Here is a 14644-nt window from a genome sequence, read left to right as displayed (position 1 = left end):
GTCAAGCCGCTTGTGTAAATTCCTGAAGGGTGTGCTGACGCCACTGCAAATTAAACCGGTTGAAGATCGAGTAAATAATCCGCTCCACACTCTGGACATTGACAAAGCAGACCATCGGGCGCGTCCGCCGACGCACTTCCACGAAGCAGCGTTCGATGGCATTGGTGGTGCGCAGCTTGCGCCGCAGTCGCGGAGGACAACTGAAGAACGCCAACAACTCGGGCAGATCCGCCAGCACCCGCGCGACCACGGTCGGATACGCGGCCTGCCAGTGCCGAGCGAACGTGCGGGCGGCGGCCTCCGCCTCCCGCCGATTGGGGGCCTGATAGATCGCCTGCACGGCGGCCTTGACGGCCGCATGATCCCGGCGCCGGACACGCCCGAGTACGTTGCGCAGCTTATGCACCCAACACCGCTGATGCGGGACCCTGGGGTAGACGGTCTGCACGGCGGCCGCTAACCCCGGACAGCCATCCGTCACGACGAGTTGCAGGTGCCGGCCCTCCAGGCCGCGCCGGTAGAGATCCTGCAATAAGCCCTCCCACGCTGCTTGGCTCTCGCCCCGGCTCCGGGTAAACGCCAGCAACTGCCGGGTCCCATCGGCCCGGATGCCGTAGGCGACTAACAGCTGGACGCGCTTGCGGCCGCTGGGGCGTCGGACGCGCAGGCTCACCCCGTCCAGAAACAGATAGCGCCAGTCGTCGGTCAGGGGCGCCTGATGAAACTGGGCCACGGCGTGGTCCAACGCCCGACTGAGGCGCGAGACCGTTTGGGCACTGACCGGCTCCTCCGTGAGCAACGCGATGAGGCGCCCCGCGGGCCGCGTGCTGATCCCGCGTAAGAACGCTTCGCGGATGAGCAGGGTCACCTCCGGCGCACGCCGCTGCAGGCGCTGGAGCCCCCGCGGCAGGAACGCCTGTCGCCGCGTCCGGGCCACGCGGACGCGGAGCGTCCCGAACACCGTCACGACCTCTCGTTCATAGAAGCCGTTGCGATAATCCGGCCGGCTCGCGTCCCGCTCATACTCCCGCACCCCCAGATACCGATCCCGCGCCTCGACCGAGAGTCGCTCCAGGCTGCGTTGCCACACCTCCCGGGTGTGGCGATGCAGATCGCCCCAGAACTGCTCGCGGACGTCGCTCATGAAATGTTGAAACTGCTCGGTCCACGGTGCTAGCGTGCTCATGGGTGTAAGCCCTCCGTTGTTGGAGAATGGGTTTGCCTGGACAGCGACCCAGCTTACACCCTTCTTCTTTTACACACACAACGTTACATCACCCGCCGTACCAGTCTTGTTGACAAAGCATGACATCTGTGCTAGAAGGGTGCGCCCTAAAGCCCCGTGAATACAGGTTGTGAGCGATCGTGAGGGTTCAGAGGCGCGTGTGAAGAACGTGACGCGCGCGGTCGGCTCAAGTGGGCTCTCCTCTCCTACAATTCGATGGCTGGCGGTGCTCATCCTGGGGTGTGGTGGGTTGGCCGAACAGATGGTTTTTGCTGAGCACGAGGTCGATCATCGGTTCACGGTGGAAGGGTACGTGTGCGGCAGCGATAGCCAGCCGATTTCCGGGGTGGAAGTCATGGTGAAAGACACCCGGACCTCCAACGGAAAGATTGGGTATACCGACAGCGACGGATACTATTCGATCTCGCTCCATCTGCACAACGACAATCAGGGCGATCCGATCGTCGTGACGGCTGGTGACCGTGAACAACGTCTCACCGCGAAGTTCGATCCAAAAGATCTGAAAACGGAGCGCAAGGTCGCCGTCACGTTCGGTTCCGGATGCGATCAGCGCCGCGGGCCGTCGCGATGGGTCTACTATGGTGTTGGTGTGGGGCTTGCTGGTGCTGCGGCGATTGCCGGTACGAAACTAATTCGGAAACGACGTCGGCCTGGAAAGCGAGGGAAGGGTCAACGCAAGTAACGGGAGTGGGTTCCGGCCTCGGATCGCTTCTGGGAATCGAACCACAGTCAGAGCTAGGCAATCGATGAACGTCAGGTGGCGCTTTTGCTCCAGGCCTGGCCTGAGCGAAAGCGTCTTTTTGTTGAGGCCGGAGTCTTGGAGAGGCCTTAGAGAAAGGAGCGGGTTGTCTGAGATGAATCGCACATCATGGATGCAGGTGATGGTGCTCTCGGGGGTCGCAGGGCTTGGGCTGGTGCTCGCGGGTTGCGGCGGCGAAGGGGGGGAGGGGCCTATCGTCGCGCCGCCGGCGCCACCGGCTGAATACGCCGACAAGCATATGCCGGCAGGGTGGTGGGCCGACGAGGCCAAGGCCGAAGAGGGTCGCGAGATCTTCATCGGTGCCAAGAACCCGGATGTGAATTGTGCGAGCTGCCATGGAAAGGACGGGAAGCCGGTCAAGGCCGGTGCTCGGGATTTTCGGAATGCCGACCGCATGAAGCTGTACTCCGACGCCGTCTGGTTCTGGCGTATTTCCGAGGGAGTGCCGAATACCAAGATGAAGGCGTGGAAGAGCAAGCTGTCCGACGAGGACCGATGGAAGCTGGTGCTCTTCGAGCGGAACTTCGGGCTCAAAGGTAAAGAGTGGGATGCTTCCAAGAAGGAGTGGGTGGCGGTCGGCAGCGCGGCCCCTGCCGCGGCGAGTGCAGCGCCGGCGGCAGATGCTGGGGCGCCTGCGAGCAGTGCTGCGGCTCCAGCCGGTGGGGAAGGCAAGTAACCTCAAGCTCCTGGGAGACGGCGGGATTATGAAGAACCGATGGGGAGTGAGTCTCCTTGTGATGTGTGGTGTGTTGGCCGCGCTGGGGACGGCGGCGTATGCGCAAGTCCCCAGCGCTCCCGCCGCCGAATTCCCGTACACGGGGAATCGAACGGGTGTTTGGATCGTCGCGCAACTTCATATCCTGTTCGCCGGCTTTATCCTCGGCGCGCCAATCTTCATCGTGATCTCCGAATGGCTGGGGTATCGAAAGCAGGATTCTCGCTATGACCGGCTGGCGAAGGAGGTCACGAAGGTCACGGTCATCCTCTACAGTATGACGGCGCTGACCGGGGGGTTGTTCATCTTCGTGCTCCTCGCGACGTACCCGCAATTCACGACGTGGTTGATCAATCACTTCTTTCTGATTTTTGCGGTCATCTACCCGCTTCTGTTCATCGGCGAAACGATCGTCCTGTACCTCTACTTCTACTCATGGGATGCGCTGAAGGGTGAAAAGAAGGGCCGGCACATCGCCCTGGGCGTGCTCCTGAACATCATCGGGACCGTGACCCTGTTCGTGATCGACGGGCCGACCTCCTTCATGAACACACCGGCCAAATCCGGTGAAGGCGTGTCGCTGGTCGACTTCATCCAGACGGCCACGCTGTGGGACAAGATCTACAACTACAGTTGGATCCCCATGAACCTGCACCGATTGGTGGGCAACGTGACGTTCGGCGGGTTCATCGCCGGCCTGATCGCCGCCTACATGTACATGGGAGCGAAGAAGGAGGAGGATCGGGCGTATTACGACTGGATGGGCTTCGTAGGTAACCTGATCGGAGTCGGCGCGCTGCTCTTCCTGCCGTTCATGGGTTACCTCTACGCGTACGAGTTGTGCGATTACGACGCCTCGATTTGTCCGTATATGATGGCGGACCAGCTCTCGATGTTCTTCGAGATGCAGGGCGCCATGGTCGGTCTGATCTTCCTGGCCAGCAATTATTATATCTGGCTCAGCCTGAAGCGCATCGAGGGTGTCGAACGAGTTCGCATGTCGCTGCTGACCGTGCTGGTCATGATTGCGTTGCCGTTCGTGATGACCTACACGTGGACGATCTTCCCGGCGCCCGATCCGAAATCCCTGCTGGTGCTGCTCCCCTTGATTTTCCTCCCGGTCGTGCTCGGGCGCTTCGTGCCGCTGACCGTGTCCTCCCGGACCGTGATCAAGGTCGGCTTTCTCATGGTGGTGGTCGGGAACGCCATCTGGATGACGCCGCATGGGTTCGTCGCGACACAGGCCTTGGCGACGGAGCACTTGGAGTTGCCGTCCGACTGGGGCTTCCTGGCCTTGATGCCGGCGAAGAATTCGGCGGCTTTTACACTGGTATTCGTGACCGTCGTGAACTATGTCCTGTACAACCGGGCCATCCGGCAAGGGACGATCGTGTGGGGCAAAATCGATTTTGCCTCACAGTTCGTGCTGGTATTCCTGGCCTTCAGCATGATCTGGACGATGGGGCTCATGGGGGCGATCCGGTCGCTGTTGCGGAAGTACTTCCACACCTATAACTTAGTCCCGGATTTCACCGCCGAATCGTTTACGCCCACCTTGTCCTACTCGGCTTGGTACGTCACTGGGATCACGTTGGTCTTCTATCTGGTCGTCAGCTTTGCGATCATCGTCACGCTCCGTGTGTCCGAAGCCAAGAGCCCGGTCCCGGAGGCGAAGCCGGTCCCCGCAGGCGCCAAATAATCGTCCGATGATCCTTTGATCTTACTCTTATTCGAGGCGCGACATGAAGAACGTCATCAAGAAGGGCGTTGCCGGAGTCGTCATCGGCATCATCCTCGTCGTCGTAGCCAGGTTGTTCGCATTCCCTCCCGTCTTCCAGGGCATGTTCTTCGCCTATGCGATGTTGGGCGCGTTGGTGTTCATGTTGCTCGACGCCCCGTCGCTGAAGCCGATGAGCGGGGCCAAAGCAGTCGTCGCCCTGCTCGTCTTCTATGTCATCGTCTCCTCCGTCTACATCGGCGGCGCCTCGTTCCTCCCGCAGTTCGACCCGGAGGATGAGAAGGGGAAGATCGAAAAGCTGCTGAAAGCGAAGCGGGCGGCCACCGAGCAGGGGAAGGCCGAAGAATTGCTCGCGCGCGCAAAGGCATTGTCCGAAAAGGCCGATGCCTTGATGGCGCGCCTGCAGGCCGTGGGGGGCGAGGCAGCCACCGCCTCCGTGCAGGCGAACGGCGAAAAGCCTTCGGCGGTTCCCGGGGGGGCGGCCAGCGGTGACTTGGTCGCGCTGGGCAAGGAGCAGTGGAATCTGCAAGAGTGCTACAACTGCCACAAGCTGTTCGGCGAGGGTGGGAAGAAGCGAGGGCCGGAGCTCGACAACATCGGGAACTTGATGAAGCCGGAAGAGTTGCGCGCGAAGATCATCGACCCAAAGACGTTCATGGCCGAGGGGTTCGAGCAGGAATACGAGAAGGGCAAGATGCCCAGCAAGTACCGCGAGTTGATGGAAGACAAGGAGATCGACGCCCTGGTGGCCTTTCTCGCCTCGTTGAAAAATCCCGCCGTGAATACTCCCAAGCCGATCAAGAAGAAATAGTATGCAACCCAAGCTGAAATCCAAAGTGCGGGCGGCCGATCGCGAGGTCGGCGAGGTCACGCGCGTCATCGTCGATCCCTTGTCCCGCGAGGTCAGTCACATCGTCGTCGGCGGAAACGGGGCGGGAACGCTGGAGCGGCAGATTCCCATGACCCAGGTTACGGTCGTGTCCGACGATCTCGTCGAGCTGAGGGCCGCGGTCGCCGATCTGGCGCAGTTTCCAGTCCTCAAACGCGAGGACTATGTGACGACGCACGAAGTCGAGATCGCCCATCTCGAGGACCGCCTGCACGTCGAGTGCGGGGAAGTGCTCGTGCCGCTGCCCGAATTGGAGAAGAACGTCCAGCGGCGAAGCTTCTTCACGAACTTCACGCATGCCATCGGTGTGCTCATTTCCTTGCCGCTGGTCTTCCCCGTCCTTAAGTATCTGATGAAGCCCATGTACGCGCCGTTCGACAACTCATGGTTGAAGATCGGCAGCGTCAACAAGATCAAGGCCGAAGACGTCGGCGTCCAATTCAAGTACAAGAAGAAGGTCAAAGAAGCGTTCATGCCCGAGGCTGAGATCGAAAAGAACGTGTGGGTGTTGAAGGCCTCGCCGAAGGTCTTGGACGCCGTCTACAAGGGCAAGGACATGGAGTTCCATGACTCGAAGGGAAAGGTGATCTGGACGAACAAGAAGGACGTCCCGTATATCGCCTTTTCCGGCAAGTGCCCGCACTTGGGTTGCGGATACAAGTGGCGGTCGCACAAAGTCCTCGGCCAGGTTTTTCTCTGTCCCTGCCACCTCAGCATTTACGATGCCTCGGGGAAGGTGCTCGATGGACCAGCCCCGCGACCGCTCGACCCGTTGCCGATTCGGGTGGCGGCCAGCGGGGACGTGGAAATCATCGATATGGAGTTCAAGGCGGGGACGAAGGCGCAGGTTCGCATCGTGTAAGACTACATGCTGAGCCGAGAGGGCGGCAGCGGTCGTCCCTCGGTCAGCGCTCATCGCTGTGCTTGAGGGTGGGGAATGGAAGCAGGTCGTTCGGTCCCGTCAGAGCCGAGTGCGCTAGAAAAAGTCGTGGCGTTCATCGATGAGCGCGTCGGCCTGAAGGCGATCCAGGCCAAGATGCTCAACGAGCCGGTGCCCGGCGGGTCACGGTGGGCCTACGTCTTCGGCTCGGTGCTGCTGTTCGTCTTCATCATGCAGGCTGTTACCGGCATCCTGCTCATGTTCTACTACGTGCCGACGGCCGATCACGCCTACGCCAGTACGCAGTACATCATCCACGAAGTGGATTACGGCTGGTTCCTGCTGAGTTACCACTTCTGGGGCTCCTCGGCGATGGTCGTGATGGTGTTTGCCCACATGTCCCAGGTCTTTCTCTGGGGAGCCTACAAGAAACCCCGCGAAATGATCTGGCTCGTGGGCTTGGCCCTGTTCGGCATCGTGATGGGATTCGGCTTCACGGGCTATTTGCTGCCCTGGGATCAACGAGCCTACTGGGCGACCACCGTCGGGGTAGAGATCATGGACAAGACCCCGGTCATCGGTGACTTCATCGCCCGGTTCCTCAAGGGCGGTCCGACACCGGGGCAGATGACGCTGAGCCGGTTCTTCGTGATCCATGTGATGATCCTGCCAGCCACGCTCATGGCGCTGGCCGGCCTGCATCTGTTCCTGTTCCGAAAGGCCGGGCCGGCAGGACCGTTCCGCGGGACGCCGGAAGAATTGAAGGCGAAGACCGATTACTTCTTCCCGCGACAGGTCTGGAAGGACATCGTGGCCATGGCGGCGGTATTCGTCACGATTTGCAGCCTGGCGTTCATCGAGCCGGTGGTGCTGCTCGAGGAAGCAACGCCGGACCCCGGCGAGTATCACCCCGAGCCCGAATGGTACTTCCTGTTTCTGTTCCAGATGCTGCGGTTGAAAATCTTCGCCGGAGAATTCGGGCAGTTCCTGGGTGCCGTCGCCCTGCCCGGCCTCTTCATGCTGTTCTTGGCGGCGCTGCCGTTCATCGATCGGAGCCCGGAGCGCAACATTTTCAAGCGCCCGATTGCACTGGTCGGCTGGTTGGTGGTCATGATCGGCATCGTCGTCTTTACCGTCTCCGCCATCATCAACCGAGAGTTCTTGGAATAGCATGACGCCGTCGCCGACACACATCTCCTCGGTGAAGCTCGGCATGCTCGTTGCGTGGCCGGCCTTCTGGACCGGGTTCCCCATCAAGCTCGTGATCGCCCTGCTGCTGTTGGCCATGGGCATTCATCCCTGGGAGGCGGCGGGCCTCGCGTTCTTGATGATTCTGTCGATCCCGGTCGACATTTGGGCCCTCAACGTGGCCTCGAAAACCGTCTTCCTCGAACGCCTCCGATTGAAGGCTCCTGACTCCATTGGGTTGACCTTGTGGTGGCAGGGGGCTCTGATGAGCGCGTTCTACCTTCCGATCCTGTATGTGGTCGAAGCCCAAACGGTCGGTCTGTCGAAGGCCATAGCCGCATGGGTGATGGAATTCTTAAAGGAGATCCCGGTTGCCGAGCGGATCGGCATCGAGCTCACCTTGTGGGGGACGCCCTCGACGATCATGTTGGTGTTGTTGATCCTGGGTTGGCTCTTCCTTTTCGGGACGCTGGTCAAGCGGCAAGCCACGGGAGCTACACCGGCGGAAGGGTCGCTTCAAACCGCCGTCCGACAGTGGGACCTGATGCGTGTGCCGGCCGATCAGCCGCTCGTCCTGACGACCTTTACGGCGGTAGGGGTCATGATCGTCATCCTGTTCTGGGCATTCATGCCCGTGACGACCCCGCATCCCCATGAGTCGTATCACAAGGACGTGGCGAAGGCCACACCGTCCTTCAAGCCGGTAGAGGCGCTCCAGAAGACAGAAAAGGTCATTGCTCAAGCAGAGGCCGCTGTGCAGGCGCTCGAAGAAAAAGCGACGACCGAGAAGGACGAGAAGGGGAAGGGAAAGGGCGCGGCCAAAGAGGGGAAAGAACCAGGTTTGAAAGAGGCGGCCAAGCCGCCCGCCGACGCCGCCAAATCCGGCAAGGCCCAAGTGGCCTCCGAGAAGCCCGATGCCCACGCGGCTGATGGTCACAAACACTAGGTCGGTCCCTGGCGTTTGATCTCGGTGGGATCAAGACAGGGAGGAGAAGTGTCATGAATACTGACGTGTCTCACGATCCCCGACGATTCCTCGACCGATTCACGTTCCACTCGCGCTCGTTCACGGCCCTCGCCGTGGCCGCTGGACTTCTTGCGCTTCCCGTACTGGGTTTCGCTCAGGATGCTCCCACACAAGCGGCTGTGGCGTATCGCGACATCCCCGGCATTGGGAGCCGGAACATCATTTGGGTCATCGCCCAACTCCACCTGCTGTTGGCGGGCTTCGTGCTCGGGGTTCCGATCTTCGCGTGGCTGTGTGAGATCGTCGGCTGGAAGACGGGTGAGAAACGCTATGACAAGCTGGCCAAAGAGTTCACCAAACTGCTGACCTCCTCCTACGCGACCACGGCCTTGTTCGGCGGTATCCTGCTCTTCCTCCTGATCGGTTTCTATCCCAAGCTCATGGCGTATCTGACCGATATTTTCTTTCCCTCGTTCATCGTCTATTGCATCTTGTTCCTGCTCGAAACCGCCACCCTGTATCTCTACTGGTATGGCTGGGACGCCATGCAAGACGGCGGCAAGAAAACCTTGCATCTCTTTCTTGGCTTCCTGCTGAACGTCTTCGCGTTCTTCATCATGATCGTACCCAACTCATGGGCGACGTTCCAAGCCAGCCCTGTCGTGATTTCCGAGGGCTCCGATGTCGCCCGGGCCTGGGCGGCCACTTGGAACCCGACGTGGTGGCCGGTGAATATCCACCGCCTGATCGCAAATGTCGTCCTCGGTGGCTACATGTGCGGCGCCTACGCGGGCATCCGCTATCTCTCGGCCAGGACATCCGAGGATCGCGAGCACTACGATTGGATGGGGTACGTGGGAAATTTCATCGGGGTCTTCGGCCTGCTGCCGCTGCCGTTCGCGGGTTACTGGTTGATGCGCGAGATCTATCAATATAACCAGCAGATGGGGATCACCTTGATGGGCGGCTTCCTCTCTTGGCTGTTCATCCTGCAAGCCATGCTCATCGGCGTCCTGTTCCTCGGCTCCAATTACTATTTCTGGCTCGGTATCACGCATCGCATCCCCGGCTCTGAGGTCAAGTATCGCAAGCCGATCATGGCCATGCTGGTGATCCTACTTCTGTGCCTCGGGGTCTGGATGACCCCGCACTCGCTCGTCGCGAGCCTCGAGGAGGCGCGGAAAATGGGCGGAACCCACCATCCCTTGCTCGGTGTATTCGGGGTGATGTCGGCCAAAATGACGGTCTCGAACCTCATGATTCTTGTCACATTCATGAGCTTCATCATGTACTGGCGAGCCGGGAAGGAGGAGACGGCCGGGTGGGCCAGGGCGGCGAAAGCCATCATGGGGGCGGTGCTCGTCGTCGCCGGCATTGCGGTGATCGTGCTCGGCGTCTGGGGCTATTTCGTGCCGGCCATCATCCGCATCAACTATTTCTCGACTTCCCAGGTTCTCATCGTCCTGTTCGTCATGCTGACGATCACCCCGTTGACCGCCCTGTTGCTCCGCAGTGCACGGACGACGACCGAGATGGTTTGGGGGCGCATGCCGCCGCGCGCCGGGTACGCTCTGGTGCTCAATGCCGTGATGGTCATTCTATTGATGACCCTCATGGGCTATGCACGCTCGTCGTCGCGTGTCCATTGGCACATCTACGGGGTCATGCGCGATTCATCGCCGTACGCCTACTCGCCCGCGCTCGGTTATGCCGCAGCCTTCATGTCGCTGAACACGTTCTTGTTCTGCATGCTCGTCGCCTTCATCTTCTGGGTGGCGACCATGGGGGACAAGGCGAAGTCGGCCCAAGAAGGCGCGCAAAAAGCAAAGGTTCCAGCGGGCGCCGCTCCCGCGATGGCCGGTGGCTCCCCGGCGCTCGATGAGCATCGCGGAAGGGTGATGCACCAAACGTCTCAAACGGACGCAACGAACCGAACGGGTTTCGAGGGATTATGAGCGAAGTCGCACTGCTGCAGTTGATCGGGATCTCCGTGGTCGGGCTGGGCGTCGCGATTCTGCTGTTCATCACAGCGCGGTTCGTTCGCGTCGTCGGGTTCGTGATCATCGTGCTCGGGCTCTTCTCGATCACCGCGTTGAGTGTTCCGCAGATGGCGTCTCTCCCACCGGCAGAGGAAAAGTTCGATGTGGCCAGCATTAAGACCGCGTCGGACATGGCTGCGATCGGCCAGAAGATTTTCTTCAGCAAGGGCCAATGTGCCCTGTGCCATTCGATCGGGCCCAGCGAATCGGCTCGCTGCCCGGACCTCAAGGGTATTGGCGCCAAGTTGAGCCGCGAGTTCATCTATGAAAGCCTGACGCAGCCACAAGCGTACATCTATCTCGATTACCGGCACGAAGGACCGCCGAAGGAATACCCGGCCCGGATGCCGTACATCAATAAGAACCCGATCGGACTCTCGAAGAACGAAATTTTGTCCGTCATTGCCTTTCTCCAGCAGATGAGCGGAGAGCCGATTACGGTCAGTCCATCGGAGATCACGCAGCCTGCCGAGCCGTCACCGGCGCAAGCCAAGCCTCAACAGACGGCGGCCTTGTTCCCTGTGCACGGCGGTAGGTGAAGAGAGCGAGTCGGACCTCGGTGACGAACGAAGGGATCGCACTATGAAGGGTGGGGTGCTCATCAAATCGGTCATTCTGCTCGTTGGGATCTACGTCTTCCTCAAGTTCGTGCTTCCCCTGTTCACCGCCCCCTTGCCGGCCAGTCTGATCTTCCTCTACCTCGCACTGACAGCCACCGGTATTCTGATCTTTGCCACGCTCAGCGGAGAGTCGACGCAGGCCTTTTGGGGGCCGATCTTCGGGTTCCTGAGCGGGGAGGGCCAAGAAGGCCCGATGAAGATTGCGCGTGCGCTCGTCCTGCTCTTGTTTCCATTGCTGGTCGGCTGGCAAACCTACCACAGCACCGCGCCGAGCGCTGAGCCGCCGGCTGAGAACCGGACCATTCATCCGGCCCCGCCAGGAGAATTTGTGGGACTCTCGAATCCGGTTCCCAATACGCCGGAGAATGTCATGACCGGAAAGGGCCTGTACGCGGCGTTCTGCTCGCCCTGCCACGGCGGGAACTTCGACGGCAAAGGGCCGGCCGCGCGCGGATTCAACCCGCCGCCCGCAAACTTTTCGGATCCGACTACGATCGCCATGCTCCAGGAGAGCTACCTCTTCTGGCGGATCAAGAAGGGTGGGGTGGGACTCCCCATCGAAGGGATGCCCTGGAAATCGGCCATGCCGCGCTGGGAAGTCGAGCTGCCGGACGAGTGGATTTGGAAGATCATCATGGGCGAGTACGACGGAGCGCATCAGAAACCGCGCACCTGGGAATGAGCCAGCCAACAGAGGGCATCGGACAGGCGACCTGCCCGAAGAGTTCGTGCCGTGGTCTCCCGTGCCTCATCGGCTCGTTTCTAAGGGACACCCGAAGGTAAGCGGCTCGAGTTCGTGAGCCAGGACGAGTGGCAGAAAGGGACGATCTATGGTGTTGAGCGGGCGGTATCGAGGCCTCATCGGATCGGCGCTGGTCGGCGTCGCACTCTTGGTCGCTCCATCTGCATGGGGGCAGGAGAGTGTCGCCGTACGGGCGACGTTGGTCGACGGAACGCTCCCGGCCGATGATCCGACCGCCGCTGCATGGTCTCAGGCTCCACAGTCGGAGTTCCCTCTTTCTCCTCAAGTGCACTGGCCGAACCGGATCCAGGAAGTCACCGTGAAGTCGGTCAAAGTGCGCGGCCTGCACGACGGGCATCAACTGGCGGTGCTGCTCGAGTACGAAGATCCGACGGAGGACCCGGACGATGCCGCGGCACTGGAATTTATGGTTGGGGACAAGAAGGCTCATTTTGCCCACGGTCAGCCGATGCTCCAGGTTGAGGGCGGCCCGGTCAACATTTGGTACTGGAAGAACAAGGATGGGAAGGCCGTCGACATGACCGCGCAGGGATTCGGGACCCTCAAGGCCCAGGAGACCCAGGACGTCAAAGCGAAGGGGGTCTACCAGAATGGGGTCTGGAAGGTCGTCTTTTCGCGAGCGCTCAGCACAACCGATACCGCGCACGATGCACAAATCCGCCCGGGAGATTTCATCAACATCGCCTTCGCCATCTGGGACGGTAAGAAGTTGGAGAGCGGCGATTTGAAGGAAAAGGGCTCGCAAAAGGCCGTCTCCTCTTGGTGGTATTTCCGAGCCGAGCCTCCGCCCGACTACTCCAGCTATCTGTATGCAGGGATGGCGGTCGCGATTGCCGTCGCCCTGCAGTTCGTGATTATCCGAAAGTTGAAGAAAGGGTCGTCCACATGAGGGCGGTCGCCGAAATTCGAATGCCCAAGGTCGTGTTGAGTGGGATTCTGATGGTTGTGGTCGCCGGGGTCGGTGCCGCCGGCTGCGGGCTTTTTCAGAACGAGATGGTCTCACGCGGTCAGCATCTGTACACCCATTACTGTATGCACTGCCACGGGGAGAATGGACGGCAAAACGAAGGCTACAACTGGGCGAGCATGCCGGACCCGCGTCCCAAGGATCTCTCGAACAAGAACGAGATGTCGACGTTCACGGACCAAGAAATCTTTGCGACGATCTCTCGGGACATGAAGGACACCACCCCTGAAGTAGGGGACAAGATCGGCGATGATGAGTTTGCCGTGCCGACGATGCCTACGTTCAAGTACACCTTGTCGGAAGAAGAGATCTGGTCGATTGTGGCCTACGTCCGCACGTTGCATGGAATGAAGCTGACCTACGACCTGGAGGCCAGAAAGAAGGAGCTACAAAACAATGTGCAAGCGGCCCAGCAGGCGTACGATCAAGCCAGGCAGGCCTTCGAGGCGGCTGAGAAGCGAGCTCAGGAAGAGGCCGACAAGAAGGGCGTGGAAGTGGACGACGAGTCTTATGCCAAGGAGCAGGAAGCATTGGCCGCCGCTTCAAAGGAACTCGAAAAGGCCAAAGCCATGCTGACCGCTTTTTCCAGCCGCCCCAAGCCTCCGGCCGTCCCCCGGCCGGATCTGGCCATGTCTCCGCACGACGCCGCGAAGTTGGCTGAACAAGGGAAACGTCTCTACAGCAACAAATACGGATGCAATGCTTGCCATCGGGTCGGAGAAGAGGGGGGAGTCGTCGGGCCAGCCCTCGATCGAGCCGGGTTCCGCCTGAATCCCACCTGGGTCTACCGCTGGATCAAATACCCGCAAGGAATGAAACCGGAGACCCGCATGCCCAATCTTGGCCTCAGCGATGCGGATGCCAAAGCCGTGACGATGTATCTGGCGACGCTGAAAGCTCCGAGAGCGGAACGAGCGATCGAGAAGGCGTCGGTCTCTGAATAGACCTCCACGAATCGTGCGTTTCGATACTGGCCGCTCCTCTTTAGAGGAATCCGATCCAGATCGCGGCCAAAATCGCCCAGCCGACCCAAACGTGCTGTTTGAACAGGCGAAAAGCATCAGCGGGTGCCAGGGGCTTCCGTAGCCTCATCACCTGCTGGCTCAGGAACCCTCCGATACCAGCCAGAAGACCATAAAAGGCCCCGTTCAAGCCTGCCCGCCAGCCTTCGATCCCGAGAAGCATGAGCATCGCGATGAGGCAGCCGGCCACCGCCACCCAGGCACGAGTCCCGAAGAGAATTGCCGCCGATTTGACGCCCAGGCGCAAGTCGTCATCACGATCCTGTAGCGCATAGATGGTGTCGTAGGCGATTGCCCAGCAGATCGTGGCGCCATAAAGCGCCCAGACGGAGACATTCACCGTGTTCTTGACCGACGCCCATGCCATGACAACCCCCCATCCGAACGCCATTCCGAGCATCGCTTGTGGAAGAGGGAAGATCCGCTTGGTGAGCGGATAGACGGCGGCAAGTAGAAGCGCGATAGGGCTCAAGAGAATGACGAGGGGATTGAGGAGCAATAACAATCCGGCGGCGGCAGCCAAGAGCCCGGCTAGTAGCACGACAGCCTGAGGGACGGTCACGGCGCCACTGGCAAGTGGACGTGAGCGCGTACGTTCGACGTGCCGATCGATCGAACGGTCGCTCAAATCGTTCATCACCACGCCCGCACTACGCATTAGAAAGGACCCGACCGTGAAGATGATCAGCAGGCTGACCGAGGGCCGCCCCTCGGAAGCGAGCACGAGCGCCCACAGCGTCGGGAGCATCAACAACAGCGTGCCTGATTGATTCGACAGTCGGATGAGGCGAGCAAGCGATTGCCACGTGCCGAGCGGTAGGGTGTGCGAGACCGTGACCATCGAGGAGGA

Annotated in this window: 14 protein-coding genes; 12 read left to right on the top strand and 2 right to left on the bottom strand. The window is 60.4% G+C overall.

All coding sequences use genetic code 11. The annotated features are described in order from the left end of the window. Position 1: 1 nt before the first annotated feature. Positions 2-1186: an IS256 family transposase gene (locus ACWHYV_RS17320; RefSeq protein ID WP_447977236.1), complete on the bottom strand. Its 1185-nt coding sequence runs from the start codon at positions 1184-1186 to the stop codon at positions 2-4. A gap of 199 nt (positions 1187-1385) precedes the next feature. Between ACWHYV_RS17320 and ACWHYV_RS17315 the strand changes: the two genes are divergently transcribed. The 12 genes from ACWHYV_RS17315 to ACWHYV_RS17260 all read left to right on the top strand — a co-directional run bounded on the left by ACWHYV_RS17315 (position 1386) and on the right by ACWHYV_RS17260 (position 13716). Next, complete coding sequence (locus ACWHYV_RS17315) at positions 1386-1928, top strand: carboxypeptidase-like regulatory domain-containing protein (RefSeq protein WP_447977739.1); 543 nt, start codon at positions 1386-1388, stop codon at positions 1926-1928. Between the two features lie 172 nt (positions 1929-2100). Further along, a complete protein-coding gene (locus tag ACWHYV_RS17310) occupies positions 2101-2682 on the top strand; it encodes a c-type cytochrome (protein WP_447977738.1) in 582 nt (193 codons plus the stop codon). Between the two features lie 28 nt (positions 2683-2710). Next, positions 2711-4420, top strand: coding sequence for a cytochrome ubiquinol oxidase subunit I (locus ACWHYV_RS17305; protein ID WP_447977737.1), 1710 nt, complete (start codon positions 2711-2713; stop codon positions 4418-4420). A 43-nt stretch (positions 4421-4463) separates the two neighbouring features. Further along, positions 4464-5270 (top strand): c-type cytochrome, encoded by an 807-nt coding sequence (locus ACWHYV_RS17300; protein WP_447977736.1) that lies wholly within the window; start codon positions 4464-4466, stop codon positions 5268-5270. A gap of 1 nt (position 5271) precedes the next feature. Continuing rightward, the gene (locus tag ACWHYV_RS17295; protein ID WP_447977735.1) at positions 5272-6210 is read left to right on the top strand and encodes a QcrA and Rieske domain-containing protein; all 939 of its coding nucleotides are present in this window, start codon (positions 5272-5274) and stop codon (positions 6208-6210) included. A gap of 75 nt (positions 6211-6285) precedes the next feature. Beyond that, positions 6286-7398, top strand: coding sequence for a cytochrome b (locus ACWHYV_RS17290; RefSeq protein ID WP_447977734.1), 1113 nt, complete (start codon positions 6286-6288; stop codon positions 7396-7398). A 43-nt stretch (positions 7399-7441) separates the two neighbouring features. Continuing rightward, complete coding sequence (locus ACWHYV_RS17285; RefSeq protein ID WP_447977733.1) at positions 7442-8362, top strand: hypothetical protein; 921 nt, start codon at positions 7442-7444, stop codon at positions 8360-8362. A 53-nt stretch (positions 8363-8415) separates the two neighbouring features. Then, a complete protein-coding gene (locus tag ACWHYV_RS17280; RefSeq protein ID WP_447977732.1) occupies positions 8416-10338 on the top strand; it encodes a cytochrome ubiquinol oxidase subunit I in 1923 nt (640 codons plus the stop codon). Then, positions 10335-10961 carry a c-type cytochrome gene (locus ACWHYV_RS17275; RefSeq protein WP_447977731.1) on the top strand — a complete coding sequence of 209 codons (627 nt, stop codon included), beginning with the start codon at positions 10335-10337 and terminating at the stop codon, positions 10959-10961. The genes ACWHYV_RS17280 and ACWHYV_RS17275 overlap by 4 nt, the downstream gene beginning before the upstream one ends. A 43-nt stretch (positions 10962-11004) precedes the next feature. Beyond that, complete coding sequence (locus ACWHYV_RS17270) at positions 11005-11724, top strand: c-type cytochrome (protein ID WP_447977730.1); 720 nt, start codon at positions 11005-11007, stop codon at positions 11722-11724. 148 nt (positions 11725-11872) lie between these two features. Next, positions 11873-12694 carry an ethylbenzene dehydrogenase-related protein gene (locus ACWHYV_RS17265; protein ID WP_447977729.1) on the top strand — a complete coding sequence of 274 codons (822 nt, stop codon included), beginning with the start codon at positions 11873-11875 and terminating at the stop codon, positions 12692-12694. Then, the gene (locus ACWHYV_RS17260) at positions 12691-13716 is read left to right on the top strand and encodes a c-type cytochrome (protein ID WP_447977728.1); all 1026 of its coding nucleotides are present in this window, start codon (positions 12691-12693) and stop codon (positions 13714-13716) included. Before ACWHYV_RS17265 ends, ACWHYV_RS17260 begins: the two co-directional genes overlap by 4 nt. A 40-nt stretch (positions 13717-13756) precedes the next feature. Here the strand turns inward: ACWHYV_RS17260 and ubiA are convergent, their stop codons facing one another. Then, complete coding sequence (gene ubiA / locus ACWHYV_RS17255) at positions 13757-14635, bottom strand: 4-hydroxybenzoate octaprenyltransferase (RefSeq protein ID WP_447980743.1); 879 nt, start codon at positions 14633-14635, stop codon at positions 13757-13759. Positions 14636-14644 lie beyond the last annotated feature (9 nt).

The sequence above is a fragment of the Candidatus Nitrospira bockiana genome (assembly GCF_965152565.1).
This window is presented reverse-complemented; position numbering and strand designations above follow the sequence as displayed.